Source organism: Streptomyces sp. NPDC006335 (assembly GCF_040612795.1).
In the GTDB taxonomy this organism is placed as follows: domain Bacteria; phylum Actinomycetota; class Actinomycetes; order Streptomycetales; family Streptomycetaceae; genus Streptomyces.
The window spans coordinates 450,888-477,271 of record NZ_JBEXQX010000002.1 but is presented as its reverse complement, the minus strand read 5'-3'; the positions used below and the strand labels follow the sequence as shown (position 1 = coordinate 477,271).

Annotated in this window: 23 protein-coding genes; 11 read left to right on the top strand and 12 right to left on the bottom strand. The window is 71.1% G+C overall.

The features are described 5' to 3' along the window. Positions 1–185: 185 nt before the first annotated feature. From ABZ098_RS08125 to ABZ098_RS08100, 6 genes are all read left to right on the top strand, one after another. Positions 186–1,172: a glycosyltransferase family 2 protein gene (locus ABZ098_RS08125; RefSeq protein WP_356588420.1), complete on the top strand. Its 987-nt coding sequence runs from the start codon at positions 186–188 to the stop codon at positions 1,170–1,172. Next, positions 1,172–2,527 carry an alpha-2,8-polysialyltransferase family protein gene (locus tag ABZ098_RS08120; RefSeq protein WP_356588418.1) on the top strand — a complete coding sequence of 452 codons (1,356 nt, stop codon included), beginning with the start codon at positions 1,172–1,174 and terminating at the stop codon, positions 2,525–2,527. Before ABZ098_RS08125 ends, ABZ098_RS08120 begins: the two co-directional genes overlap by 1 nt. Before the next feature lie 136 nt (positions 2,528–2,663). After that, complete coding sequence (locus ABZ098_RS08115) at positions 2,664–3,506, top strand: FkbM family methyltransferase (RefSeq protein WP_356588416.1); 843 nt, start codon at positions 2,664–2,666, stop codon at positions 3,504–3,506. Between the two features lie 67 nt (positions 3,507–3,573). Continuing rightward, positions 3,574–4,596 (top strand): glycosyltransferase family 2 protein, encoded by a 1,023-nt coding sequence (locus tag ABZ098_RS08110; RefSeq protein ID WP_356588414.1) that lies wholly within the window; start codon positions 3,574–3,576, stop codon positions 4,594–4,596. Beyond that, a complete protein-coding gene (locus ABZ098_RS08105) occupies positions 4,586–5,008 on the top strand; it encodes a GtrA family protein (RefSeq protein ID WP_356588412.1) in 423 nt (140 codons plus the stop codon). The genes ABZ098_RS08110 and ABZ098_RS08105 overlap by 11 nt, the downstream gene beginning before the upstream one ends. Next, a complete protein-coding gene (locus ABZ098_RS08100; protein ID WP_356588410.1) occupies positions 5,005–6,273 on the top strand; it encodes an NAD(P)/FAD-dependent oxidoreductase in 1,269 nt (422 codons plus the stop codon). The genes ABZ098_RS08105 and ABZ098_RS08100 overlap by 4 nt, the downstream gene beginning before the upstream one ends. On the opposite strand, the gene ABZ098_RS08095 is transcribed toward ABZ098_RS08100, so the two are convergent. From ABZ098_RS08095 to ABZ098_RS08085, 3 genes are read right to left on the bottom strand one after another with little or no spacing between them, the layout of a single operon-like run. After that, on the bottom strand, positions 6,263–7,954 hold the full coding sequence (locus ABZ098_RS08095) for a hypothetical protein (protein WP_356588408.1): 1,692 nt from the start codon (positions 7,952–7,954) through the stop codon (positions 6,263–6,265). The genes ABZ098_RS08100 and ABZ098_RS08095 overlap by 11 nt on opposite strands. A 7-nt stretch (positions 7,955–7,961) precedes the next feature. Then, a complete protein-coding gene (locus tag ABZ098_RS08090; protein WP_356588406.1) occupies positions 7,962–10,292 on the bottom strand; it encodes a glycosyltransferase in 2,331 nt (776 codons plus the stop codon). Beyond that, positions 10,289–11,752, bottom strand: a complete 1,464-nt coding sequence (locus ABZ098_RS08085; RefSeq protein ID WP_356588404.1) for a glycosyltransferase family 29 protein — start codon at positions 11,750–11,752, stop codon at positions 10,289–10,291. The genes ABZ098_RS08090 and ABZ098_RS08085 overlap by 4 nt, the downstream gene beginning before the upstream one ends. Positions 11,753–11,993: 241 nt before the next feature. Here ABZ098_RS08085 and ABZ098_RS08080 point away from each other — a divergent pair, with 241 nt between their 5' ends. Continuing rightward, positions 11,994–13,109, top strand: coding sequence for an acyltransferase (locus ABZ098_RS08080; RefSeq protein WP_356589347.1), 1,116 nt, complete (start codon positions 11,994–11,996; stop codon positions 13,107–13,109). Between the two features lie 192 nt (positions 13,110–13,301). Here ABZ098_RS08080 and ABZ098_RS08075 read toward each other — a convergent pair whose 3' ends face one another. Further along, positions 13,302–13,949 (bottom strand): TetR/AcrR family transcriptional regulator, encoded by a 648-nt coding sequence (locus ABZ098_RS08075; protein WP_356588402.1) that lies wholly within the window; start codon positions 13,947–13,949, stop codon positions 13,302–13,304. Between the two features lie 70 nt (positions 13,950–14,019). On the opposite strand from ABZ098_RS08075, the gene ABZ098_RS08070 reads away from it, so the two are divergent. Next, positions 14,020–15,417 carry an FAD-dependent oxidoreductase gene (locus tag ABZ098_RS08070; protein WP_356588400.1) on the top strand — a complete coding sequence of 466 codons (1,398 nt, stop codon included), beginning with the start codon at positions 14,020–14,022 and terminating at the stop codon, positions 15,415–15,417. Here ABZ098_RS08070 and leuE read toward each other — a convergent pair. Both leuE and ABZ098_RS08060 read right to left on the bottom strand, forming a co-directional pair. Then, positions 15,407–16,072, bottom strand: coding sequence for a leucine efflux protein LeuE (leuE, locus tag ABZ098_RS08065; protein WP_356588398.1), 666 nt, complete (start codon positions 16,070–16,072; stop codon positions 15,407–15,409). The two genes, ABZ098_RS08070 and leuE, sit on opposite strands and share 11 nt — an antisense overlap. A 17-nt stretch (positions 16,073–16,089) precedes the next feature. After that, positions 16,090–17,670, bottom strand: coding sequence for a methylmalonyl-CoA mutase family protein (locus tag ABZ098_RS08060; protein ID WP_356588396.1), 1,581 nt, complete (start codon positions 17,668–17,670; stop codon positions 16,090–16,092). A gap of 122 nt (positions 17,671–17,792) precedes the next feature. Here ABZ098_RS08060 and ABZ098_RS08055 point away from each other — a divergent pair, with 122 nt between their 5' ends. After that, positions 17,793–18,611 (top strand): L,D-transpeptidase family protein, encoded by an 819-nt coding sequence (locus ABZ098_RS08055; RefSeq protein ID WP_356588394.1) that lies wholly within the window; start codon positions 17,793–17,795, stop codon positions 18,609–18,611. 220 nt (positions 18,612–18,831) lie between these two features. Here the strand turns inward: ABZ098_RS08055 and ABZ098_RS08050 are convergent, their stop codons facing one another. The 3 genes from ABZ098_RS08050 to ABZ098_RS08040 all read right to left on the bottom strand — a co-directional run bounded on the left by ABZ098_RS08050 (position 18,832) and on the right by ABZ098_RS08040 (position 21,303). Further along, complete coding sequence (locus tag ABZ098_RS08050; protein ID WP_356588392.1) at positions 18,832–19,896, bottom strand: hypothetical protein; 1,065 nt, start codon at positions 19,894–19,896, stop codon at positions 18,832–18,834. Next, entirely contained in the window at positions 19,896–20,558 is a 663-nt protein-coding gene (locus tag ABZ098_RS08045) for an RNA polymerase sigma factor (protein WP_356588390.1), read from the bottom strand. The genes ABZ098_RS08050 and ABZ098_RS08045 overlap by 1 nt, the downstream gene beginning before the upstream one ends. A 370-nt stretch (positions 20,559–20,928) precedes the next feature. After that, positions 20,929–21,303, bottom strand: a complete 375-nt coding sequence (locus ABZ098_RS08040) for a hypothetical protein (RefSeq protein ID WP_356588388.1) — start codon at positions 21,301–21,303, stop codon at positions 20,929–20,931. A 196-nt stretch (positions 21,304–21,499) separates the two neighbouring features. Here ABZ098_RS08040 and ABZ098_RS08035 point away from each other — a divergent pair, with 196 nt between their 5' ends. Then, positions 21,500–21,838: a hypothetical protein gene (locus ABZ098_RS08035; RefSeq protein WP_356588386.1), complete on the top strand. Its 339-nt coding sequence runs from the start codon at positions 21,500–21,502 to the stop codon at positions 21,836–21,838. 49 nt (positions 21,839–21,887) lie between these two features. Here the strand turns inward: ABZ098_RS08035 and ABZ098_RS08030 are convergent, their stop codons facing one another. Next, on the bottom strand, positions 21,888–22,751 hold the full coding sequence (locus tag ABZ098_RS08030; RefSeq protein ID WP_356588384.1) for a hypothetical protein: 864 nt from the start codon (positions 22,749–22,751) through the stop codon (positions 21,888–21,890). Continuing rightward, entirely contained in the window at positions 22,748–23,365 is a 618-nt protein-coding gene (locus tag ABZ098_RS08025) for an RNA polymerase sigma factor (protein WP_356588382.1), read from the bottom strand. The genes ABZ098_RS08030 and ABZ098_RS08025 overlap by 4 nt, the downstream gene beginning before the upstream one ends. A gap of 266 nt (positions 23,366–23,631) precedes the next feature. Here ABZ098_RS08025 and ABZ098_RS08020 point away from each other — a divergent pair, with 266 nt between their 5' ends. Beyond that, a complete protein-coding gene (locus tag ABZ098_RS08020) occupies positions 23,632–25,776 on the top strand; it encodes a peptidoglycan recognition protein (RefSeq protein WP_356588380.1) in 2,145 nt (714 codons plus the stop codon). A 68-nt stretch (positions 25,777–25,844) separates the two neighbouring features. Here ABZ098_RS08020 and ABZ098_RS08015 read toward each other — a convergent pair whose 3' ends face one another. Continuing rightward, positions 25,845–26,237 carry a hypothetical protein gene (locus ABZ098_RS08015; protein WP_356588378.1) on the bottom strand — a complete coding sequence of 131 codons (393 nt, stop codon included), beginning with the start codon at positions 26,235–26,237 and terminating at the stop codon, positions 25,845–25,847. Positions 26,238–26,384: the final 147 nt, after the last annotated feature.

Sequence of the window (26,384 nt, the reverse complement as noted above, 5' to 3'; positions counted from 1 at the left end):
GGAAGCTATTTCTAGGTCCCGCCCAACCGCGAATCAACGAAAAGTTAACAACAGCCCACCGAGAACCGAACTGGCCCGCCGAGGACCGGGAAGTACACGGGATGCACCGTTCCGACACATCGAGTTCACCCGTAGTCCCCTTGCCGGAAAGTTCCGCTGCCGGACCACCTTCTAGCGTTTCGCGGGTGCCAAAGCTCTCCGTCATCGTGCCGTTCTACAACGTGCAGCAATACGCCCCGGACACCCTCCGAAGTCTTCGCGTGAATGCGCGGCGAGATTTCGAGTTCGTGCTGGTGAACGACAAATCCAAGGACGAAACCCCGGCGATTCTCGACCGTGCCGCCGAACAGCTCTCGGACGTCGCCCAGGTGCAGGTCCTGCACCACGGGACGAACGGAGGGCTCGCCACCGCGCGCAACACCGGCCTGGACGCGGCGCGCGGCGAGTATCTGACCTTCCTGGACGGCGACGACTGGCTCGCGCCGGGCTACCTCACACAACTGGTGGCCGCCATCGAGGGGTTGGGCTGCGACTTCGTCCGCACCGACCATGTGCAGACCGTGGCGCGCGCCCGGACCGTGCACCGGGTCCCGATCGGGCGGCGGAACGAGGTGATGAACCCGCGCGAGGCGATCCTGCCCGCCGACCGCTCGACGTCCGTGGACTACGCGTACGCGTGGGCCGGCGCCTACCACCGCCGTCTGCTCGACAAGGGTCTGCTGCACTTCACCGACGGGCTGCGCACGGCCGAGGACCGGCCGTGGATCTGGAAGCTGCACCGCGAGGCCGAGTCGTTCGCCGTGGTGAGCCTGCTGGGCGTGTTCTACCGGCGCGGGGTGGCCTCCTCCCTCACCCAGATCGGCGACGCCCGCCAGCTCGACTTCATCCGCGCCTTCGACCAGGTCATCGAGGAGACGGCGGCGGACCGGGACGCCGACAAGCTGCTGCCCAAGGCGGTGCGCACCTACTGCGCGATCATCGCCCACCACCTCTCCGACGAGTCCAAGTGGGAGCCGTCCGTGGCCAAGCAGTTGCGAGCGATGAGCGCGGCGGCCGTCAAGCGGATGCCGCAGGACATGCTCGGTGACGTGCTCGACACCATGGACCTGCGCCGCTCCGCCAAGCTGCGGCGGCTGCGGCGGCGGGCCACGACTGCGAAGGCGGCCGCCTGATGTCCCGGACCGGTTCCTCGACTGCTTCCCGTACGACCCAGATCTTCTGCGCCTCCACGCTGTACGGCGCGGTCACGCTGGCCGCCGCGATCGACTCCGACCTCTTCGAGGAGCCCGAGCGCCGGGTGCTTCTGGTGTTCAACAACACCGCGACGCCGGAGACCTCGACACCGCTGGACGAGATGCCGGGCTTCGCGCCGCTGCGCGAGCACTTCGACGAGGTGCTCTCCTGGAACGAGGCGATCCGCCCCTTCCACCCGGGCTCGTGGACGCCCCGCCCGGACGACATCCCCCTGTTCGAGCGCTATCTGCGGCTGCTGTGGGGCCTCGGCGAGGACCGGGTGGAACTGGTCCTGGAGTCCATCCAGGTCACCCCCGCCCTCACCGTCGCCCAGATCTTCACCGGCGCCCCCGTCGACGTCTACGCCGACGGCCTGATGAGTTACGGCCCCACCCGCAACAAGCTCGACCCGCTGGTCGGCACGCGCGTGCGCCGCCTGCTCCACCTGGACCTGGTCGCGGGTCTCACGCCGATGCTGCTGACCGAGTTCGGCGTGCCGCCGGTCGTGGTGCCGACGTCGGCCTTCCTGAAGGCGATGGGTGAACTCACGGCGGCCGTGGAGGAGTTGCCGCCGCTGCCGGACGACGCGGCGCTGCTGCTCGGCCAGTACCTCTCCGCACTGGACATCCTCTCCCCAGCGGAGGAGGAGGACCTGCACGTACGGATGCTGAAGGGCGCGGTCGCCCAGGGGCACCGCTCGGTCGTCTTCAAGCCGCACCCCAGCGCGCCGGCCCGCTTCAGCCGCGCCCTGGAGGCGGAGGCGGAGAGGCTCGGCGTGGACCTCGTCGTCCTGGACACCCCGGTGCTCGCCGAGGTCCTGTTCGAGAAGGCGAGGCCCGCGCTGGTCGTCGGCTGCTTCTCCACCGCCCTGTTCACGGCCTGCGCCCTCTACGACCTGCCGGCCGCCCGCATCGGCACCGAGCTGCTGCTGGAGCGGCTGACGCCGTACCAGAACAGCAACCGGGTGCCGGTCGTGCTGGCCGACGCGGTGCTGCCGGACCTGGAGGGCCGAGGGGGGCAGGAGGCCGTTCCCGCGGACACGCTCAACGACCTGATCACCGCGCTGGGTTTCACCTTGCAGCCGCAGATCCACCCGTCGCTGCGCCCGGCCGCGGAGCGTTATCTCTCCCGGCACTTCGGCCCGCGCACCCGGCGCTATTTCCGGAAGAAGCGCCTGACCGCGCTCGGGCTGCCGGGCGGGATTCCTCAGCGGTTGACGTTCCTGCCCCGCAACTCCACCGCGCGCCGTGTGGTGCGGCGGGCGCGGGCGCTGAAGAAGGCTGTGAAGCGCTAGGCGGAACACTGGGTGAACCACGGGAAACCATTGCGCGACCCTTCGTGAAAAGGCCAGGTCATACGCTGATGACCTGGCCTTTTCCGGCGCGTGCGAAACCTGTGACAAGGCCCCGTGGCGCCCCTACGATCGCGGGATGCGTATCCCCCAGCTCGAAGAAGCCAACGCCCGTATGCTGGCGCACGCACCATCCGTCCGGCCCGTCGCCACCAGCGACATCATTCGCACCCACCGGAAGAAATTCCCTTACCGCGGCTATGTGGAGATCGACTCCCCTTATTGCCCGCCTTTTGTGATGTTCTGCGTGAATGACGACGCGGTCGGTCTGGACACGCTGTGGAACGGCCGGTTCGGCTATGAGCCCGGCAGCCTCGCCACCTGGTCCCGGCTCGCCGCGAAGAGCGCGACGATCGCGGACGTCGGAGCGCACGTCGGCTACTTCTCACTGATCGCCGCCCTCGCCAACCCGAAGGCGAAGGTGCACTCCTTCGAACCCGTGGACCAGATCCACGCGCGGCTGTCGGTGAACGTCCGCTCGAACGGCGTTCAGAACGTCAGGCTCCACCAGGCGGGCGTGTCCAGCGAGCCGGGCTGGGCCGAGATCAGCGTCCGCTTCGCGGGCAACCTGCTGTCCACGGGCTCGACCCTGGAGGGCGGCGCCGCCGACGCCGAGCAGAAGCGGATCCGGCTGGTGTGCCTCGACGAGGTGTTCGCCGAGACCAGGCTGGACCTCATGAAGATCGACGTCGAGGGTCACGAGCTGTCGGTCCTCCAGGGGGCCCGCCAGGTCCTCAAGCGCGACCGGCCGACGGTACTGCTCGAAGCGCTGCGGGACGCGGACATGCGGATCCTCCTCGCCGAGTTCGATCCCCTCGGCTACGACTGCCACTGGGTCACCGAGCACGACGGCACCCTCGTCCCCTGGTACGCGCCCCGGCCGCCCAAGACACGGAACCTGCTGTTCACGCCCAACGATTGAGAGTGCGGACGGCTCCCGGCCACGGCCAGTTCGGCGGACGTTCACAGACCTTCCATAGCTTCTCCGAATGCCCCAGCAGGACATTCGACCGCGCATACCCGATGTCGTCCCGGCGCAGCCGGCGCCGCCGCGACAGGAGCCCGTGCGCCGCTCCCTCGTCTCGTACGTCCTCCCGGTCTACAACGAGGAAGACGGCATCAAGGCGTTCCACACCGAGCTGACCTCGGCGCTCGGCGAACGCCCCGACCTGGACTTCGAGTTGGTGTACGTCAACGACGGCTCCGGCGACGGCTCCCTGGCGATCCTGAGGGATCTCGCGAAGAGCGACGGGCGGGTCCGGGTCGTCGACTTCGCGCGCAACTTCGGGCACCAGATCGCCATCACCGCCGGTCTCGACGTCGCCCGGGGCGACGCGGTGATCGTGATGGACACCGACCTTCAGGATCCGCCGCGGGTCAGCCTGGAGCTGGTGGACGCCTGGCGGGCGGGTGCGGAGATCGTGCACGCCCGTCGGCGGTCCCGGCAGGACACCCCGTTCAAGCGGGCCACCGCACACCTCTACTACCGGGTCCTGCGCTCCTCGACCGACGTGGACATCCCGCTGGACACCGGGGACTTCCGCCTCCTTGACCGGCGGGTCGCCGACGAGCTGCGCAAGTACCGTGAGCGCAGCCGGTTCGTCCGCGGGATCGTCGCCTCAATGGGCTACCGGCAGACCGAGGTGGCCTTCGACCGCGACGAACGGTGCGCGGGCGAGACGAAGTACCCGCTGCGCAAGATGGCCCGCCTCGCCATCGACGGCATGACCAGCTTCTCCACCGCCCCGCTGAAGATGATCACCCGGCTCGGCTTCGTGGTGCTCGCGCTGTCGCTGCTCGGCATCCTCTACGCGCTCGCGATGAAGTTCTTCCGCCCCGACATCACCGTCTCCGGCTGGACGATGCTGATGTGCGTCGTGCTGTTCCTGGGCGGCACGCAGATGCTGTCGCTGGGTGTCATCGGCGCGTACGTGGGGCGCATCTACAGCGAGGCGCAGGGCCGGCCGCTGTACCTGGTGCGCGATGTGATCGGCGGCGACGGTGACCGCTGACACCACGGCGCCCGAGGCCACCACCGCTCCCGCCCGGCGCCGGCTCTCCCGCCAGCTGGTCAGCTACACCCTGATCGGCGGCAGCGGAGTCGCCCTGGACCTTCTCGTCTTCCTGCTGCTGCACAACATGGCAGGGATGAACGAGCAGTTCGCCAACGCGATCAGCACCACGCTCGGCATCGCCAACAACTTCGTACTCAACGCACGGTTCACCTTCGAGCGCCGTGACCGTCTCGTCGTGCGCTTCCTGCGTTTCTACGCCGTCGGCCTGACCGGCATCGCCTTCACGAACCTGCTCTTCCTCGCCTTCACCGACGGCCTGGGGATCGACGCCAACCTGATCAAGGCGGCCTCGCTGCCGCTGGTCCTGGCGCTCCAGTTCGTGCTCAACAGAAAGTGGAGTTTCGCATGAACCTCGGCATCATCGGCGCGGGTGCCACCGGCCTCACCGCCGCCTGGGACGCCGTACGCGCCGGACACCAGGTCACCGTCCTGGAGGCGGCCGACGAACTCGGCGGGCTGGTGGCCTCGTTGGAGGTCGGCGGGGTTCCGCTGGAGCGCTACTACCACCACATCTTCCGCAGCGACAAGGCGATGATCGCGCTCATCGAGGAGCTCGGCCTGGGGGACGCCCTGCGCTTCCACCGGCCGACCACCGGTATCTACCGGGGCGGCAAGCTGATCGACTTCACCACGCCCCTCGACATGCTGCGCTTCCCGGAGTTCGGCCCGGTCGACGCCGTGCGCTTCGCCGGTTCGTCGGCCGTGCTGAAGGCGGTCCGCAAGGGCGACCGCTACAACGACCTCACCGCACTGGCCTGGCTGCGCAAGTGGGCGGGCAGGAAGGCCACCGCCGCGATCTGGGAGCCGCTGCTGCGCGGCAAGTTCGGCGACCGCGCCGAACAGGTGTCGATGGCGTGGCTGTGGGCGCGGATCCACTGCCGGACCTTCGAACTCGGCTATGTGGACGGCGGGTTCGAGCGCGTCTACGCGGCGCTCAGGGACGGGATCGAGGAGCGCGGCGGGAAGGTGGAGTTCGGCAAGGCGGTGGAGTCGATCCGGCAGCCCGGGGCCGACGAGGCCGTCGTGACCTGCGCGGACGGATCGACGTACGCCTTCGAGCGGCTGATCGTCACCACCCCGCAGCCCGCGTTCGCCAAGGCGGCCGGGCTGCCCGACGACAGCGCGGTGTGGAGGAACCAGTACCTGGGCGCCACCTGCTTCGTCCTGGAACTGGACCGCAGCGCGATCCCCTACTACTGGCTCAACATCAACGAGCCGGACTTCCCGTTCCTCGCGGTGGTCGAGCACACGAAGATGATCGACCCGTCCGTGTACGGCGGCCGGCACATCCTCTACGTCGGCAACTACGTGGAGCGCGAGGACCGGCGGTTCACCACGGACCCCAGCGAACTGCTCGACGCGTTCGTGCCGTATCTGAAGCGGATCAACCCGGCCTTCGAAAGGTCCTGGATCCAGACCTGGCACTTCTCGAAGGCCGGGTTCGCGCAGCCGGTGGTGACGCCCGGGTACCGTGCGCTGATCCCGGCCCACGAGACGCCCATGAGCCGGGTCACTCTGGCCACGATGGCGCAGATCTACCCGCAGGACCGGGGGCAGAGCTACTCGGTGGCGATGGCCCGCGAGGTCGTCGCCGCGCTCGGGCTCAACGCCTGACGCACAGCACCAGCCGCTGCCCCGGCTCCCCGGGCGGGCAGTCGTACACGGCGGTGACCCGGCGCCACAGTTCCAGGTCGACGTGGCCCGGCTGGAACCAGGGCCGCTCAAGGACCGCGTACGGGGCCGGGTCGTGGTCGACGCAGTCGGCGTTCTCCTTGAACGACTTCAGCTCGGCCACGTCCGGCAGGTAGCGGGTGCGCTGAAGGAACGTGGCGATCGGGTACCGGCACTGCGCCGGGTGGCCGAGGTCGTACGCCGTCTCCCCGAAGGCCAGGTACAGCACCGGAGCGCCGGGGGGCAGATGGGCGGCGATCCGCTCGACGTCCTCGGCCGTGCGCCGCTGCTGCTCCAGATATCCGGCGCCGGTGACGGTGACCTTGCCGTGCAGCACCAGGTGCGGGGAGCCGGGCCAGACGCTCGCGGCCAGCAGGACGACACCGGACAGGGCGACCAGGACGGCCGAGCGGTTCCGCAGCCGCTTCTCCAGCAGGACGTCCACCGTGGCCGCGAGCAGGGCGACCAGTCCGGCGGCCCAGACCTCCCACGGCCGCTGGAACCTGCCGGGCAGCTGGGCGTACAGCACGGGCAGCACGCCGTACAGCAGGGACACGGCCCCGAAGCACCACGGCGGGGATCTGCGCGTGCCGCCCACCGCGACGCCCCAGACGACCGCCGCCACCACGGGCATCTGCGCTCCGTGGTACAGGAACCAGTTGCCCTGGACGACCACGACCGCCTGCGCGGCGAGACCGATGAGTGCGGCGATCACGAGGAGTTCGGTGCGGCGCAGCCCGCCCCGGACCCGGGTCAGGACGAGCAGCAGCGCGCCGGGCAGGAGCAGCAGCACCGGGCTGGTGACCGCACGGTCGGCGAGGAAGTCCACCGAGCGTTCGAGAATGAAGTGCGGGTGGATGCCGGTCCTGCCGATCGCCGACTGGTTGATCTGCGGCATGTCCTCGGTCCACTGCCACTCGTGGGTGCCCGCGAGGGCGCTCAGCCCGAACAGGGCCAGCGCGGCCGGGATGCCGAGCGCGGTGACGCGTACGGCCCGGCCCCGGTCGACCGCGTAGACGAGGAGCACCCCGATCGCGGCCGTCGCGGCGGTGGAGTACTTCATCATCACCGCGAGGCCGAGGGGGAGCGCGGCGAGCAGGGCCGCGGGCCAGGGGCGTCTGGGGCCGAGGGCGGCGGCGACGGCGAAGACCGTGAGGACGACGGCCGCCCACTCCGGCTGGAGGAAGTCGTTGCGGGGGGCGAGGGCCAGGGCGAGCCCGGTGGCGCCGGCCGTCAGCGCGGCCTCGCGGGGCGTGGTCCGGCGCAGCAGTGCCGTGTACAGGGCGTAGGCAGCGGCGGCGGCGAGCAGGACGCCCGCCGCGTTCATCACCGCCTCGCGCACCGCCGTACCCCCGAAGAAGGCGAGCCGGTCGAGGAGGGCGACGAACCACCGGTAGAAGTACGGGCGGTGGGTGAAGACCTCGGAGGGGGAGTATCCGGCCGCGCGGCCGGTGCGCAGGGCGGCCAGGACGTAGTGGAGGTCGCCGGTGAGACCGCGGGTGAGCACCGTGTACACCACTGCGGCCGCGGACGGCACGGCGACCGCCGCCCACCTGAGGGGTGAGCGGCGGCCGACGGGCGAGGTGGGCCGTACGGAGGTGCCGTCGGCCAGGGTTGTCGTCATGGTGTGCTCAGCCGCCCAGCAGGACCCGCAGGTCGGCCGCGTTGGCCTCGGTGACCTTCCACAGCTCCTGCTGGCGGCCGTAGACGTCGGCGACCGTCCTGTCGTGGTCGGCGAGCAGTTCCTTCGAGCGCTCCACGAGACGGTCGGCGAGGTGGCGGTCGTGGACCGAGACGCCCCACTCGGGCCGCTCGATGTCCCGCAGGAAGTACGCCATCTTGGGGTGCGAGATGAGGCTGATGATCGGGGTGCCGCAGCCGAAGGGGATCATGCCCGCGTGGCCGCGCATGCCGATGACCAGCTTGGTGCGGGCGTAGAGGTCGAGGATCTCCTTGTTCTCGAAGTCGTACATCGGGATGACGGGCAGCGAGATGCCGTGCTCGCGCCGCAGGTCGAAGACGATCTTCTCGTCGTCCAGGGAGTGCGCCACGCACTGGACCTCGGCCAGCTCGCCGAGGTCACGGACGGCCTTCGCCATCTGGGCCAGGAAGTAGCCGTAGTCGTGGCCGAAGCGCAGGCCGGCCCGGTCGTAGGCGGCGTTGATGAGGATCGTGTCGTCGCGCCTGGCCGGGTCCTGCCAGCCGGGGACCAGCCGGCGGGTGACCGTCGTCGGGCAGGGCTGGAAGCGGATCTTGTCGTGGAGGTGGGACGGGAGCATGGCCCGGACCTTCTCGATCGAGCCGTGGTTGCGCAGCCCGAAGAAGGAGGACTGCTCGACCAGGAGCCTGAGCGAGTCGCGGAAGCGGTTGGCGCGGTAGGACTGGCCGTCGAAGGCGTTGAAGCCGACCGCGAAGACCGCGATCGGGACGTCGATCCGCTTCAGGAGCTCGTCCGGGACGTTCCACTGCCAGGCGCTGTTGCCGTTGGGCATGGTGTCCGGGATGAACAGGCCGCCACCGCCGATGACCAGGCCGCGACGGCGGTTGACGCGCTGGAGGGCGCCCTCGTCGAAGAGGCGGTGGGCGTGCACCGAGTGCCAGCGGCGGGACGTGGTGTCCGGTCCGAAGGCGGAGCGGACGCTCTCCGGCAGGAGCTTGTCGCCCGCGTTGCCCTGCCGGTCCATGTAGAAGGCGACGTGCGCCAACTGATCCTCGGGCGCGCCCAGTTCCTGGGGCGGCACGGCGGAGGCGCGCTGCGCCCACAGGCGGCTGGAGCGGTGGGTGGGATCGACGGCCATGCCCGCGGTGGCGTACCGCAGGGCCTCGGTGTTGTCGCCGTGCACCCACGCCATCTGGGCGAGGCGGGCGTAGGCGGTGGCGGCCCGGTTGGGGGCGGCCGCGGCCAGCAGGAGCTGTGTCCTCGCCTCGTCGTAGCGGGAGACGCTCATCAGGGCGTGGCCGAGAACCTCGTGCGGCCAGGCCTCGTCCAGCGGGATGCGGACGCTGCCGAGGATGTCGACGGCGTCCTGGTAGTCGCCGGTGGAGATGTGGGCGGCGGCCACCTTGCGGGCGGCCTCGACGTCCCCGGTGCGGGCCACGTGCGGGGTGCCGTAGTGCACGACCAGGTCGTGGTGCAGGCCCCCCTGACGGTCCAGGTAGGCGGCCTGGAACTCGGCGTCGGACAGCTCGAACTCGCGCCAGCGCTCCTCGGCCCGGCTGTACCCCGCCTCGCCGCCCTGCCAGGGCTTGTGGCGGCCGGTGAAGTGCAGGATCGCGGTGTCGTCGGGGACGGGGAGGTCGCCCGACAGCCGCCGCTTGACGAAGTTGTAGCGGGCGTCGAGGCGCACGAAGTCGCCGTCCAGGACGGCGTTGAGGATGCCCTGGTCGTGCTTGTCGAGCTCGTAGTCGCCGGAGCGGCCGCACTTGTCGAGCTTCGCGCAGAAGGAGTCGCTCAGGTACTCGCGCTGGATGACCAGCAGACCGGAGTTGAGCTTGTGCTGCCCGTAGAAGAACTGCGGGACGGCCGCGAGCCCCTCGCGCAGCCGCAGGAGTTCACCGAGGTCGCCGAGGACGACCATGTCGGTGTCGAGCGTGATGACGGTGTCGTACTCGCGGATCCTGAAGACGTCCAGGATGAAGTACGCCTTGCGGACCAGGTAGTTGTCCTGGTCGCCCTTCTTGTACGAGTCGTAGTGGTCGGCGTCGACCCGCTTGAGGACGATCCTCGGGTGCAGCGCGCGGATCCGGGCGATCGAGCCGGGGCGCAGGTCGTCGTAGAGGACGACGAAGTCCTCGCACACGCCCGGGTTGGACAGGGCGAGGCTGCGCAGCAGGACGAGGAAGCCGGGCAGGTAGTTCTCGTCGACGAAGCTGGCGAAGGCGATCTTCCGCTTGCCGGTGAGCGCGTGCGCGTCGGTCAACGGGGCCAGTGGGGCGGTCGCGGTGAGGGAGTTGATGGTCATCGCAGGGAGATCCTCATGTCGGTCACGCTCTGGGCCCGCTCCATGACCCATGCCTTCTCGCTGGTGTATTCGTGCACGGACGTGATGGCGAGCTTCATCGCTTCCGGGACCCGGTAGGCGCCGCTCTCGTAGAAGTCGAAGCCGATCAGGTCGAGCTTCGGGCTCACGTCGAGGAAGTCCAGCAGCCACAGCATGTTGAAGCCGGAGGTCGGGATGCCGGACCAGACGTCGGTCCCGACCTTGCCGATGTTGCGCAGGGGCCAGCGCAGCGACTCGTCGCCGAGGTAGGTCTGGGCCCCGGGCACCAGGCGATTGCGCAAGGAGTACTTCCAGTCGCCGGAGACGCCGCCGAACACGAGGCGGGTGGTGACCTGCTGGTCCCAGTTGAAGCCGTGCTTGTGGATCGTGACGTGGATGTCGGTCCGGGCGCCGGTGTGCCTCGGGTCGATCCGGTAGGAGTTGAAGCGGACGACGAGGTCGTACGCGTCGATCTCGGCGCCCATGGAACTCGCGCCCACGCGCCCGGAGTTGGCGATCAGGCAGATCGACTTGCCGGCGATCAGGTTGCGGAACTCGCCGAGGGTGATCCACCGCACGCCACCGATGGTGGGGTCGTCGACCGGGCCGCGCATGCGGTTGCGGCGCTGCTCGGCGTAGAGGGCGACGGCCCGGGTGAGCGCGGCGGTGTCGGTGTCCTCGGTGGAGCGCAGGTCGAGGTACTGGCTGAGCAGTTCCTGCCGCTCCTGCACGGGGGCGTTGTCGGCGGCGAGCGACAGGAGCGCTCCCACCAGGCGTGGTTCGGCCTCGGCCCAGTCGCCGACGGCGTGCGCGGCCAGGCCCTCGGCCCACACGTCGGTGGCGGGGCGGGCGGCGAAGGCGCGGGCGCCGGGGACCTGTTGTTCAAGGAGTTCGAGGAGCTCGCGCTCCTTCTCCCCCGCGATGCGCAGGCCCGCGATCCGGGCGCGGACGCCGAAGCCGTCGTCGTCGGTGAGGCTCAGGTACTTCTCGTACGCCTCCAGCGCCTCGGCCTCCTCCCCCAGGGCCTCCAGGAGGCGGGCGCGCAGCCGCCAGCCGGCCCGGGAGTTCCTGCGCTGGGCGAGGACGGTGTCGCTGATGACCAGGGCGAGGTTCAGCTCGTCGTCGTAGCCGCACTCCAGGGCCTTGTTGCCGACGGCCAGCAGGGCGTCGAGCAGTTCGGCCGGGATGTTCGACGCGGGGCTCGCGGCTCCCTTGACGGCCCGCTTCAGCAGCGCGGTCGCACCGGAGGCGGCGGGGGCTGCCGGGGTGGCCGTGGCGGTGGTGCCCCAGACGACGAGCAGCTTGCGCAGCTGTTCCCCGAGTTCGACGCGGCGGCGGTCGACGCTGCCGACCACCTTGCCGCTGTGCGCCGCGCAGGCGCGCAGGCACTCGTCCAGCTCCCCTCCACGCGCGCGTGCACGCCTCTTCTGGACCGTCGTCATGACTCTCCTGTTGTTTTCTTGCCCAAGCGAAGACAAGTTCACGGGTTTACTGCGACGTGGGGGGATTCTGGGCGAACTTAGGAAGCCAAAACGACGTTCAGGTGAACTCACCGGGACCAGAAAGCCAATCGTTGACCCGGTGAGTAAGACATCGCCGTGATTCGGACTAACGTGCTGAGGCGCGTCCACAGGAGTGACTTAGGCTCTCCAGAGCTTGCGAAGGGAATAACCCGTGACCAGCATGACCGTCCGGCCGGCACCCGACCTGCCCCGGCGGCCGGAAGGGCCACTGCCCGCACCGCGCCCCCGGGAGACCCGGCTGCGGGCCCTGGACGGACTGCGGCTGGTGGCCGCGCTGATGGTGGCCGCGTACCACTACGGCGGCCGCGGCGGCGAGATCACCCAGTCCTGGGGAAGCTCCGCACAACGCCAGTTCCCGACGCTGCACACGTATTTCTCCTACGGCTGCCTCGGCGTCCAGGTCTTCTTCGTGATCAGTGGATTCGTGATCTGCATGAGCGGCTGGGGCCGGCCCCTGAAGTCGTTCTTCGCCTCCCGCGCCTCCCGGCTGCTGCCCGCCTACTGGGTCGCGGTCCTGCTGGTCACGGCGGTCTTCGCGCTGCCGATCGCCGCCTACAAGGCGCTGTCGCCGAGCGACGTCCTGGTGAACATGACGATGCTTCAGATGCCGCTGGGCGTCGACCGGGTGCTCGGCGTCTGCTGGACGCTGTGGGCGGAGGTGCGCTTCTACGCCCTGTTCGCGCTGTGCGTGGTCCTGCCCGGGGCCTCCCGGCGCCGGGTGATCATGTTCTGTGCCGGCTGGACGCTGGCGGCGGCCCTCACCCAGGCCGCGCACCAGCCGCTGCTCGACGTGGTGTTCATGCCCGAGTACGCCTCCTTCTTCATCGGCGGCGTCGGCCTCTACCTCGTCCACCTCGACCGGCGGGACGTGTACGCGTGGGGCATCGTGGTGGTCAGCTTCCTGATCGGGCAGCACTACGCGGTCAAGTCGCTGTGGAACGTGTCCGACCCCGACGCCTTCGCGCACCGCACCTCGCTGGGCATCGTGCTGGTGGTCGCCTTCGGCTTCGTCGCCGTCGCGGCGATCGCGCTGGGCTGGCTGAGGTGGGCCGACTGGCGCTGGCTGACGGTGGCCGGGGCGCTGACGTACCCCTTCTACCTGGTCCACGAGCACCTGGGCTGGGTGGCCGTCCGGGCCCTGCACCGCGGTCTGGGCCTTCCGGCGTCGGTGACCTTCGCCCTGACGATCGCCCTGATGCTGTCCTTGGCCTGGCTCTTGAACCGACTGGTCGAGAAGCCGCTGACCCCGCGACTGCGCGGAGCACTGCTGCGCTGACCCGGCGCCTCTTCCGGCGCTGTCCCGACGTGTGGCGCATTGTTCGGCCGCATTGCCGAGCGCGGGACGGCCGCGCACATGACGCCGAGCCGAATTCCGTGTCCTTTCCCTGGTCGGACGCGGGCGGCCGGTGCCGGACGATCACCAGATTCAGGCAATTCACGGAAACGCTCCCTGCCGGAATTCCCGCGACTACACCCCGTATCGCGCCTCGATCCCCGCGATCACCAGTTCCAGCCCCTCCTCGTAATGCCGCTCGAAGTCCTGGAAGATCTCCGCGCCCGCCGCCGCCGACAGCGGGAAGCCGTCCATCAGGCGGGCGCGTTCCGCCACGTCGAAGCCGTCCCGGCGCTCGCCGGGCAGCGGCTCCACGCCCTGCTCCTCCGTGACGAAGCCGAGGGTGTAGAGGTACGACGTCGACATGGCCCGGACCGCCTGCGCGAGGGTGAATCCGGCGGCCGTGCACAGGCGCAGGGTCTCCTCCATGTGCTCGACGTGGACCAGGCCCGTGAAACGTGAGCCGCTGTAGACCTTGGCGCCGTCGCGGTAGCCGAGCAGGGCGGTGCGCAGGCCGCGGTTGGACTTGAGGAGTCGCTCGCGCCAGGTGTCGGACGGGTCGAGTGCGGTGCCGGCGACCATCCGCCGGAACATCTCGGTCGCCATCTCGTCGAGCAGCGCCTGCTTGTCCTTGAAGTGCCAGTACAGGGCGGGCGCCTTGACGTCGAGTTCCTTGGCGATGGCCCGCAGGGTGAGGCCGTCCAGGCCCACCTCGTTCAGGAGTTGCAGGGCGGTGGCGGCGACCCTCGCGCGGTCGAGGGGCGGGCGTTTCTCCGTACTCACGCTTGACAGCTTAACAGCGTTAAGGGCACGCTCGTGGTCAGGAGCACTTAACAGCGTTAAGGAGATGGGTATGAACACGGACGTACTGGTCGTCGGCGCAGGCCCCACGGGGCTCGCCCTCGGCATCGACCTCGCTCGGCGGGGCGTGGACGCGCTGGTCGTGGAGAAGGCGGACCGGCTGTTCCCGGGCTCGCGCGGCAAGGGCCTCCAGCCGCGCACCATGGAGGTCTTCGACGACCTCGGCGTGCTCGACGCGATCCTCGCGGTCGGCGGCACCTACCCGGTCGGCATGGTCTGGCAGGACGGCGAGCGGGTCGGCGAGCACCACATGTTCGACCCGGCCGAACCGACGGAGGACTCGCCGTACAACGCGCCCTGGATGGTGCCGCAGTGGCGCACGCAGGAGGTGCTGTTCGCACGGCTGGAGGAACTGGGCGGGCGGGTGGTCTTCGGCCGGGAGGCCGTGGGGTTCGAGCAGGACGCCGACGGGGTGACCGTGCGCTTCGCGGCGGGCCCGGACGTCCGCGCCCGGTACGTGGTCGCCGCCGACGGCGGGCGCTCGGTCGTCCGCCGGACCCTCGGCATCGGCATGACCGGCGAGACCGTCGACCCCAACCCGCTGCTCGTCGCGGACGCCCGCGTCACCGGCCTCGACCGGGACAACTGGCACATCTTCCCGCCCCGCGGCGACACCGGCTACCTCTCGATCTGCCCGCTCGCCGGCACGGAGGACTTCCAGATCGTGGCCCAGTTCCCGGAGGGCACGCGGGTGGACCTGTCACCCGACGCCGTCCGCGAGGTCGTCGCCGCCCGCTCCCACCTCGCCCCCGAGTCGGTGACGGAGGTCCGCTGGGCCTCGGACTTCCGGCCCCGCGCGGCCCTCGCGGACAGCTTCCGCTCCGGCCGGGTCTTCCTGGCCGGTGACGCCGCCCATGTGCACTCCCCCGCGGGCGGCCAGGGCCTCAACACCAGCGTCCAGGACGCCTACAACCTGGGCTGGAAGCTGGGGGCGGTCCTGCGGGGCGGTGCCCCGGCCGCCCTGCTCGACACCTACGAGGAGGAGCGCCGCCCCATCGCGGCCGACATGCTCGGCATCTCGACGGGCGTGCACCGGGGAGAGGTCCGCCGCGGTGAGGCGACCCGCCAACTGGGCCTGGGGTACCGGGACTCGTCCCTCACCGAGGAGACCCGCACGGCGCCGAGCGGGCTCCGCGCGGGCGACCGCGCTCCCGACGGCAAGCTGGCCGGCGTACGGCTCTTCGACGCCTTCCGTGGCCCGCACTGGACACTGGTGGCGGTCGGGGTCGAGGCGCCGGAGCCGCCGGAGCCGGTGCGGGTGGTCACCGGTGACGAGCAGCCGTCGTACGGCAAGGGACTGTTCCTGGTGCGTCCGGACGGCTATGTGGGCTGGGCCGGCGAGGACGCCTCGAAGCTGGCGGACTACGTCGGCCGGGGGATCACGCGCTAGCGAGCGACAGCTTCACGGCGAACCCGAGGAACAGCGCCCCGGCCGCCGAGGTCACCCCCGCCGACAACCGTCGGCGCCTGCGGAACGCGGCCGCCAGCTTCGTCCCGCCGAAGATCAGCGCCGTGAGGTACAGGAAGCTGGCCGCCTGCGCGAACGCCCCGAGGACGACGAAGGACAGCGCCGGGTACGCGTACCCGGGATCCACGAACTGCACGAAGAAGGCGACGAAGAACAGGATCGCCTTGGGGTTGAACAGGCTGATCACGAGGGCCCTGCGATACGGGCGCTCGCCCGGACCGGCGTCGAGGGCCTGCGCGCCGGACACCTCCGCCTCGACCACGGGCGAGCGGCGCGAGCGCCACAGGCCCCACGCGGCCCGCAGCATCCCCACCGCGAGCCAGGTCAGATACCCGGCGCCCGCGTACTTCACGATTCCGAACAGCACGGCGTTGGCCTGGAGCAGCGAGGCGACCCCGGCCGCGGACAGGGTCATCAGCACGGCGTCCCCGCACCACACCCCGGCGGCGGCGGTGTACCCGGCCCGCACGCCCCGGCGCGCGGCGACGGAGACGACGTACAGCGAGTTGGGGCCGGGCAGCAGGACGATCAGGACGAGTCCTGCGAGGTAGGTGGGGAGGTCCATGACACCGAACATGGGAACGAGTGTCGCACTCAGAACGCGTCCGAGGGGACGTACGTGCCCCACACCTCGCGCAGGGCGCCGCACACCTCGCCCACCGTCGCCCTGGCCTTCAGCGCGTCCTTCATCGGGTAGAGGACGTTGTCCTCGCCCTCGGCGGCCTTCTTGAGGGCGGCGAGGGCCGCGTCCACGGCGGCCTTGTCGCGCTCGGCGCGGAGCCTCGCGAGGCGTTCGGCCTGCCGGGCCTCGATGGCGGGGTCGACGCGGAGCGGCTCGTAGGGCTCCTCCTCGTCGAGCCGGAAACGGTTGACGCCCACCACGACCCGTTCGCCGGAGTCGGTCTCCTGGGCGATGCGGTAGGCGTTGCGCTCGATCTCGTTCTTCTGGAAGCCGTGCTCGATGGCGGCGACCGCGCCCCCCAGGTCCTCGACCCTGCGCATCAGATCCAGCGCGGCCGCCTCGACGTCGTCGGTCATCTTCTCGATCACGTACGAGCCGGCGAACGGGTCGACCGTCGCCGTCACGTCGGTCTCGTACGCCAGCACCTGCTGGGTGCGCAGCGCCAACCGCGCGGACCTGTCGGTCGGCAATGCGATGGCCTCGTCGAAGGAGTTGGTGTGCAGCGACTGGGTGCCGCCCAGGACCGCCGCCAGGCCCTGGACGGCGACCCGGACCAGGTTGAGCTCCGGCTGCTGGGCCGTCAGCTGCACACCGGCCGTCTGCGTGTGGAAGCGCAGCATCAGCGACTTGGGGTTCTGCGCGCCGAACTCCTCCCGCATCACGCGCGCCCAGATACGCCTGGCCGCGCGGAACTTGGCGACCTCCTCCAGAATCGTCGTGCGCGCGACGAAGAAGAACGACAGACGCGGGGCGAAGTCGTCAACGTCCATCCCGGCCGCGACCGCCGTGCGGACGTACTCGATGCCGTCGGCGAGGGTGAAGGCGATCTCCTGCGCGGGCGAGGCCCCCGCCTCGGCCATGTGGTAGCCGGAGATCGAGATCGTGTTCCACCGGGGGATCTCGGCCCCGCAGTACTTGAAGATGTCCGCGGTCAGCCGCAGCGAGGGCTTGGGCGGGAAGATGTACGTCCCGCGCGCGATGTACTCCTTCAGCACGTCGTTCTGGATCGTGCCGGTCAGCCGGTCCGGGCCGACCCCCTGCTCCTCGGCGACCAGTTGGTACAGCAGGAGCAGCAGCGCGGCCGGGGCGTTGATCGTCATCGACGTGGACACCTGGTCCAGCGGGATCCCGTCGAACAGCACCCGCATGTCGTCGATCGAGTCGATGGCGACGCCGACCTTGCCGACCTCGCCGTGCGCGATCGGGGCGTCGGAGTCGTGGCCCATCTGGGTGGGCAGGTCGAAGGCGACGGACAGGCCCGTCGTGCCGTGGGCGATGAGCTGCCGGTAACGGGCGTTGGACTCCGTCGCCGTGCCGAAACCGGCGTACTGGCGCATGGTCCAGGGCCGGCCGGTGTACATCGACGGGTACACGCCCCGCGTGTAGGGGTACCCGCCCGGCTCGCCGAGCTTCTCCTCGGGGTCCCAGCCACGCAGGGCCTCGGGGCCGTAGACGGGTTCGATGGGCAGTCCGGACTCCGACTCACGCGTCATGCCCACCACCGTATTGCGGTCCCGGGCGAAGCGCCGCCGGGTCGTTCGCAACCGGCCGTCCGGGGGGAGACATGTCAGGGACGCCGGTGAGACGACAGGGGGTCCGGATGCGTAGTACGGGCATGGGGAGATCGTTCGCCGCGCTGCTGGTCCTGGCGATGGCCTGCGGCTGCACGGTGCAGAGCGCCGACGGGGCCGGGGACGGCAAGCGGCGTCTGCCGGTGCGGATCGAGGTCCCGAAGCAGAGCGCACCGCCGGCCGACGACGACCCGAAGCCGAGCGCCACACCGTCCACCCGGGCCCCCGCGCCCGCCGTGCTGTGGTCCCGGGGCGACTCCGGGCGCGACGTACGGGAGTTGCAGGCCCGGCTGCGTCAGGTGGCGTGGCTCTACGACGGGCCGACGGGGTCGTACGACGATCTCACCGAGCGGGCGGTGAAGGGGTTCCAGGGCAAGCGCGGGCTGCCGCGGACCGGGAGGACCGACACGGTCACCTGGAAGCGGCTGAAGGACATGACGCGCGAGCCGGGCAAGTGGGAGCTGTATCTGATGGGCGGCCAGCCGGCCGACGCGCCCGACCCGCGCTGTCTGACCGGGCGGGTGCTGTGCGTCAGCAAGACGAGCCGGACCCTGCGCTGGATGATCGACGGACGGACGGTCATGACCGTGCCGGTGCGCTTCGGCTCGGTGGGCACACCGACCCGTGAGGGCGTGTTCAGCGTCTACTGGAAGTCACGGCACCATGTGTCGACGCTCTACGACTCCCCCATGCCCTACGCCATGTTCTTCAGCGGCGGCCAGGCGGTGCACTACTCGGCCGACTTCGCCGCCCACGGGTACGCGGGCGGCTCCCACGGCTGCGTCAACGTGCGCGACGAGGCGGCGATCGCGGACCTGTTCGCCCAGGTGAGGAACGGCGACAAGGTCGTCGTCCACTGGTGAGTTCCGCGGGAGGGTTAGGGGCGCGGACGGGACCGGGGGAACGTGTCCCGCCCGCGCCAGGTGCACGAGCCGTAGGTACGGGGGGAACCCCGGCTCTGTGCGACGGCCGATGACCAGTCGGCTCACTCAGTACTGCGCCGCAGCGCCCGAAAACGTCACACCCACCGCGACCGAAACCGCGGCGGGCGGGCAAAGTGCAGGTCAGCGAGGTGGCGAGCGGTCAGAGCGCGCTGTACGACGGGGTCGGCCGGGGGTCCGGTGACATCGTTGCCCGGCTCGTGGCGAGCGGGGCCCCGGTGGCGGTGCCGCCGTCGGGGGCGTGGTGGTTCTCGCGGGGGGACGTGAACCGGTCGCCGTCCCGGCCGTGTCCGCCGCCCCGGCCGTGGCCGCCACCGTGGTCGCCGCCGTGGCCGCCCTTGTCGTTGTCCTCGTGGTCGCCGGTGTCCTCGCCCTTGCCGTCGCCCTTGCGGACGTCGGGGGCGGACTTGGGGTCCCCGCCCTGGGTGCCGGCGTCGGACAGGACGCCCTTGCAGTACTTCCACACCTGCGAGGTGCCGCCCGCCGCGCCCTCCAGGGAGCGCTTGCGGGCCGGGTCGAGCTTCTTGCCCGCGCGCATGTCCCGGCAGGCCGAGGCGGCTCCGTTCCAGTCGCCGCGGGGCCGCACGCCGAGGCCCTGGGAGCTCTTGTCGGGCGCCGCGCCGGTGTCACCGCGTGCCGTGTCCCGGGAGCCGGTCCCGCTGGAGGGAGAGCCCTTCGGCGAGGGCGCGCCCCCGGGAGCCGGGGTCGACGGCGAGACGAGCGAGCTGTCCGGGGTGGTGGCCGACACCGACGCCGCGGGTTCCGGTTCGCCGTCCCCGAGGTGCGGCAGGACGCCGATCCCGGCCGCGGCGGCCACTCCGCCCACCATCCCGACGGCCAGTACGGCGGCCAGTCCGAGGTGCGCGGGACGCCGCCGACGGGGACGGCCGGCCCTGTCCTCCGGGGTGCCGATCCGCACCAGACCGGCGTCGGCGGAACCCGCTCCGGCTTGGTGCCGGCCCCGGGCGGGCGGGCTCACCGAGTCGTCCGCACGCTCCGCGCGCACCTTGCGGAACGCGGCCAGCGCGGCCTCCTCACCGGGGAGTCCGCCGCTGGTCGGCGCGGGTTCGACGGTCAGGGAGTCCAGTGTTTTCGCGAGCCGTTCGGCCTGGTCGCGGGCGGCCTCGTCGACAGCTTCCAGTGACTCGCCGCGCAGCAACCGCTCCGCTGTCTCGGGGTCCAGCCACCTGTAGCGCTCGTCGGCCATCACATGTCCTTCTGCGTCCGCGGACGCATATGCGTCACACTCGCGGACGTCACCGCAGTGTCCTGCGGTTCTCGCTGCGGCGGCAGGGCATCGAGCGCGCCGGCCGATTCCGGATCCTCGCCGAGGAGCTCGGCGAGCCGTTTCAGCCCCCGGTGCGCGGCCGTCCGTACCGCGCCGGGCCGCTTGCCGAGGGTCTCGGCGGCGGTCTTGGCGTCCAGACCGACCACCACGCGCAGCACCACGGCCTCGGCCTGGTCCTGGGGCAGCCGGGCGATGAGCGAGAGGGTGGAGCCGGTGGCCAGCGCCTCGATGGCCTCGCCCGCGGTGTCGGACTCGGCGGGCTTCCCGGTCAGTTCGGTCTCGTCGCCGCCGATGGCGGGGCGGCGGCCGCGCATCCGGATGTGGTCGAGGGCCCGGTTGCGGGCTATCCGGGCGGCCCAGCCGCGGAAACGGTCCGCGTCCCCGTCGAAACGGTCCAGGTCACGGGCTATCTGGAGCCAGGCCTCGGAGGCCACGTCCTCGGCGTCCGGATCACCGACCAGCGTCCGGACGTATCCGAGCAGCCGCGGGTGCACCGCGCGGTACACAGTCCGGAACGCGGTCTCGTCCCCGTCCTGTGCCGCAAGCACCGCGGCAGTCAACTCCGCGTCGTCCCCCAGCACCCGTGAATCCTCAATACGTGGTCGCGATCGATGGTCGCCGCTTCGGCCCGTCGCGGGGTTGTGGTGATCGTCCGACAGTCACGTTGATCATTCAACTCCGCGCCCGGCGCGAAAGGCACGTTACGACCTGAAACCGCCGCTCGTCCATGTCCGCCCAAAATGCAACTGCCTCGTGATCCGGAGGCGGTCCGGCAGGGTGTGACAGAAACCGCACTCATGACGCTGAAGGAAGTACGGGCCGCCGCGCGGCCCGTACCGCGCGACGGCCGGGGCCTCTCCTGTGGGGGGTGGCGGCTCCGGCCGTCTCCGCGACGGCACCGCTGGGACCTGGGCTGCGCCCGGATCGTTTCCCGGCCACGACGACCCGGCTTCAGTCCGAGCAAGCGGTCGCGGACCCGTCGGCCGCGGAAGTGACGGCTACGCGGAAACCGGCTCCGGAGGTGAACTCGGGCCCGGCCGCCCTCCCCTCGCCGTCGAGGGTCTCCTCGGTCAGGAAGTACACGTCCAGCGTCCTCGCGTCGTCCGCCCCACCCAGGGTGACGCACAGGCTCGCGGGCCGATCCTCCTTCGCGGACGGCCGGGCAGCCCGGGACGGCTTCCAGCCCTCGCGCTCCGCTGCGGCCCGGTAGTGCCGGGTCACGTCAGCCCTGTCCCCGGGAAAGACGTAGGTCCGCTCGGCGTACAACCAGGCCTCGCCGCTGTCCTCCCGGCAGCCGGCCTCAAGATCCTCGAAGCCCTGGGGCACGATCGTCCCCTGAGGCCGGGAGTCGAGAATGCCGTACGCCTTCAACTCGTCGACCCGGCCCCCGATGCCCTCGCAGCCCGGGGAGGACCACCCGCACGACGAGACGTCGGGGTGACCTGCCGACCGTCAAGCATCCGACCGTAGGGTTGATCGACACGGGCAACCCCATCACCCCGATGTCGCGGAGCGATTCACAGTGGACATGGTCCCCGGTTACGTGTTCATCCTGCCGACGGTGATCGTCGTGGGATGGATCCTGTCGTGGTGGGGAGCCCGCCGGGTCCGGTGGCTCCTGCTGGCCGTCGGGGCCGTCGTCTCCGTGCTCTGCGTCGTCGTCGGCTGGCAGGCGATGGGGCCCCCGGCGGACCCGCGGACCGTCAGCTGCTCGTCCAGCTGGGCGTGCACGGATCCGGGTTCTCTCTACCTGGTCGCGGCCGGGCTGCTCGGTCTCGGGTGCTGCCTGGTGCTGTTGCTCCTCGCGCTCGTGGGCGAGGCGATCGCGTTCAGCAGGAGGGGACGCCGGACCTCCGGCTGACGGTTCATCAGCCGGACCGGGTGCGCGGCCGGGCGGCTCGGCAGGATCGTCATCCGTGCTTCCGGGACTGGTTCTTGTCCGCGGTCGGCCCCACGGTCGACCTCGCTGTCGGCCTCACGGTGGGCCTCGTGGTCGCCTTCCCGTTCCCCTCCCCGTTCCCCGGCTTCGCCTCGGCCGTAGCCGGGTGCGTGAGAGCGGCGCAGTAGGCGCTCACGTTCGCCGCGCCGCCCGCCGCCGCGGCGAGCCTCTGGTACGCCGTGGAGTCGAGCGCCTTGCCGCGGCCCCGGAGCTTCTCGTACGTCACGCATTGCGCCAGGGTGTTCTTCGCGGTGGCCGGACGGTCGGCGGGGGCGGACCGGGAGGGCTGTGGGCCGCTCGGCGACTCGGCCGGGGCGCTCGTGGCGACGCTCGGACGGACCCGCCCGCCGCCCGCGGGCGCGCCCTCGGCCGGACCACCGCCACCGGCGCCGATCGCCGCGTAGGCGACACCGCCGAGGGTGAGACTCGCCAGGAGCACGGAGAGCGTCGCCTTCAGCGAACGGGCCCGGCGCCGCCGCGAGCGGGGCCGCCAGTCGTCCCGCCGCCGCGTCCGCGCCCGGTGCGCCCCGGCGTCCCTCGCCACCCGGAAGGCGTCCACAGCCCGCCGCTCCGCCTCACCCTCGGTCTTCTCGCCACGCAGTGCCGCGGCGAGCAGCGCTTCCAGTCCGCTGTCGTCGTGGCGGGACGTGTGGCCGTGGGAGGGCCCGGAGGCGGTGCGCCCGCCGTGCGCCGACGTGGACCGGGAGGGGGCACGGGGCCGCCTCTCCTCGGGTGCGCCGTCGTCGTACGACTGCCCCCGGCCGGGGGCGTCGCCGCTCCGCTCGTCACCCATGCCGTGTCCGTCCCTGTCCGACGTGGCGTCCTCACCTGTCATGTCGACTCCCCCAGCGTCCGGGGGCCGTCATCCGTCACACTCTCGACGCCCAGTTGCTGCGCCAGCCGCTTCAGTCCCCGGTACGCGGCGGTGCGCACCGCGCCGGGCCGCTTGCCGAGGACACGGGCGGCCGCGGGACCGTCCAGTCCGACCACCACCCGCAGCAGCACCGCCTCGGCCTGGTCGCGCGGCAGCCCCCGGACCAGTGCCAGGGCGTACTCGGTGGAGAGCGACTCCAGTGCCTGGTCGTGGGTGCTGTACGGGCCGGGCAGGTCCAGCATGTCCTGCTCCAGCGCCGCCGACCGGGGCCGCACCTTCTGCCGCCGCAGATGGTCCAGGGCCCGGTGCCGGGCGATGGTCGCGGTCCAGCCGCGGAAGCCCGCCCCGTCCCCCCTGAACCGGCCCAGGTCCCGGGCGATCTCCAGCCAGGCGTCCGACGCCACGTCCTCCGCGTCCTCCCCGACCAGCCCGCGCAGGTACCCGAGCAGTCCGGGCTGCACCAGCCGGTAGGCGACCGCGAAGGCTTCCTCGTCCCCCTCCTGGGCCCGCGCGACGGCCGCGCCCAGCTCCCCGTCGTACGCCTGCACGCGGCGAGGTTCCCCTCCCTGGCCCAAGAACTTTCCCGTCCGTACCGGTTCGTGGCGATACCGCACCGTCCGGCACGGTCACCCTTGCCCATGTCCCCCACGGTCAACAGCGCCGGACCTCACAGAAGTGTCACAGCAGGTCGGACATCCCGGGCATCCCGCTTCGAACACCTGTGACACCTGGCAGGGTTCATACGCTGTGTGAGTGCCACCTGTGGGACAGGTGGTGTTTCTGTGACCAATTCAGGGGTGGGGTAGTGAGTCGTAAAAGCCGTGCGTACAGACCGCTGAGCATGAAGCGGCGGGCGTGGCTGACGCTCGGTGCGGTGGTTCTGGGGGGCGGCGGCATCGCGACCTACGCCGCCGCCAGTCCGTCGACCGACGCCGCGGGGGATCTGGAGTCCGAGCGGCCGGTGAAGGTCTACAACCTCGCGCTGAAGGCTCCCGAGACCGGCGAGCGCGAGCTGCCGCGCACCGAGACCAAGCAGTTCTCGCTGCTCGGCATCTCCTGGACGGGGGCGACCAAGCACCTCGACGGCAAGGCGCAGGTACGCACCCGGAGCATCGACACCGGCGCGTGGACGTCCTGGCAGGACCTGGAGACGGACGCGGACCCGGTGGAGGACGCCGACGAGCGGGCCGGGGCACGCGGCGCGTCCGAACCGCTGTGGGTGGGCCCCTCGGACGGTGTCGAGGTGCAGGTCGTCCACGAGGACGGCACCACCAGCGCCGGACTGCCCACGGGTCTCAAGGTCAACCTGGTCGACCCGGGCGTGACCGCCGCCGAAGCGGCCGACGCCGCGACCGAACCGGCGGCCTACACGGAGGACGTGACCCCGAGCCCCACGGCCACCACGCCTACCTCCCCGGCCCCCACGGCCACCACACCCACCGCCCCGACCTCCACGGTTCCCGAGCCGCCGATCGTCTCGCGCGCCGACTGGGGCGCCGACGAGTCGCTGAGCCCCGACCCGTCGGAGTACAACACGGACGTGAAGGCCGTCTTCGTCCATCACACGGCCGGTTCGAACGACTACACCTGCACCGAATCGGCGTCGATCGTGCGGGCCGTCTACGCGTACCACACCGCCCCGGCCCCCAACGGCAACGGCTGGAACGACCTCGGCTACAACTTCCTGGTCGACAAGTGCGGCACGATCTTCGAGGGCCGCAAGGGCGGCGTGGACCAGCCGGTCCTGGGCGCCCACACCTACGGCTGGAACCGTGAGTCCACCGGCATCGCGGTCATCGGCGAGTACACCGCGACGGGCGCCTCGAACGCCGCCCTCACCTCGGTCGCGAGGATCGCGGCCTGGAAGCTCGGCCAGTACGGCGTCGACCCCGACTCGACGGTCCAACTGAAGGCGGGTGCGACCCAGAAGAACCTCGCCGGTACCAGCTTCACCGCCGGTGAGTCCTACACCTTCAACCGCGTCTCCGGCCACCGCGACGGCTACGCCACCGAGTGCCCGGGCAACTCCCTCTACGCCCAGCTCCCGACCATCCGCGCCTGGGCGGCCGGCCCGGTGCAGGGCCTGAAGCTCACCTCGCTGACCGGCGCGACCCTGTCCGGCTCGACGTACTGGACCAAGGGCGCGATCACGGCGAAGTGGTCGACCACCACGCCGGCTTCGCTGATCTCGAAGTTCGAGCTGCTGGTCGACGGCCAGGTCGTCGCCACCACGTCCGGTACCGCCACCTCGGCGAGCACGACCCTGGGGGCGGGCAGCCACAAGGTCGCCGTACGGGCCGTGCACCAGTCCGGCAGGACCACGCCCGCGACCACCGCGCTGACCGTCGTCACCGACACCACCGCGCCGGTCTTCTCCACCACCCCGAAGATCACCCTGCGCACCGGCACGGTCAACGCCACCGCCGTCCCGGTCACCCTCGGCTGGAAGGCCACCGACTCCCAGGCCCTGAAGTCGGTGAGCCTGCTGTCCCCGACCACGGCCACCTTCGGCCCGACCACCACCAGCTCCAGCCGTACCGCCAAGCCCGGTACCGCGAGCACCTGGTCGATGAAGGCGTACGACGTCGCGGGCAACACCCGCACCTCGTCGCCCTCCTACACGCCGATGATCCTCCAGGAGACCTCGGCCACGAAGTCCGGCAGCTGGACGAGCCGTTCCTCCACGAGCTACCTCGGCGGGAAGTCGTACTCCAGCGGTTCCAAGAACGCGAGCCTGAGCTGGACGTTCACCGGCCGGTCCGCCGCCTGGGTGGTCTCGCGGGCGTCCACCTCCGGGCAGGCGTACGTGTACGTGGACGGCACCAAGGTCGCGACCGTGGACCTGAAGTCCTCGACCACGAAGTACCGCGACGCGATCTGGACCAAGTCCTGGTCCAGCAGCGCCAAGCACACCGTGAAGATCGTGGTGGTCGGCACCAGCGGCCGCCCCACGATCACGACGGACGGCCTGGTCTACATCAAGTAGCCGCACTCCCGAACGCCGGGCGCCCGCTCCCCCGCACTCCGGGGAGCGGGCGCCCGTCCGCGTTTCGGTCAGCGCTGCACGGCGCCCGTCGCGTCGCGGCACAGCAGCCGCAGCGAACCGTCCCCGGCGAAGCAACGGCGGGCCTCGTCCACCGGGTCCCACAGCCGTCCGTCGGGCGTACGGACCCAGTACTCGCCGCCGCTCGTCCACCACTCGGCGCCGGTCTGGTGGACGACGACCTCACCGGCGTAGGCACCGAGCCCGCGCAGCACGGTCTCCACGGCGGCGTACGGGGCGCCCTCCCGCCGTATCTCCTCGATCAGCCGGTCGACGCGCCACAGGCTCTGCGCCGAGTAGTCGAGCCGTACGCGCGCGCCCTCGCGGAGCGCCGACACGGCGTCGGCGGCCCACCGCACGGGTCTGGCCGCGGCGGCGGGGCGGCTGGCCTGGCGGGTGGTCACATCAGCCGTCGTAGGGGCAGTTGCCTGAGCCGTCACATCAGTCGTCACAAGGGGGAGAGCGTTTGGGCGGGGGGTTTCGTCACCCGGATCGGCGGACCTCGGCGGGACCGGCGCAGGACCGACGCACCTTCGCCGCAACCCTCCCCG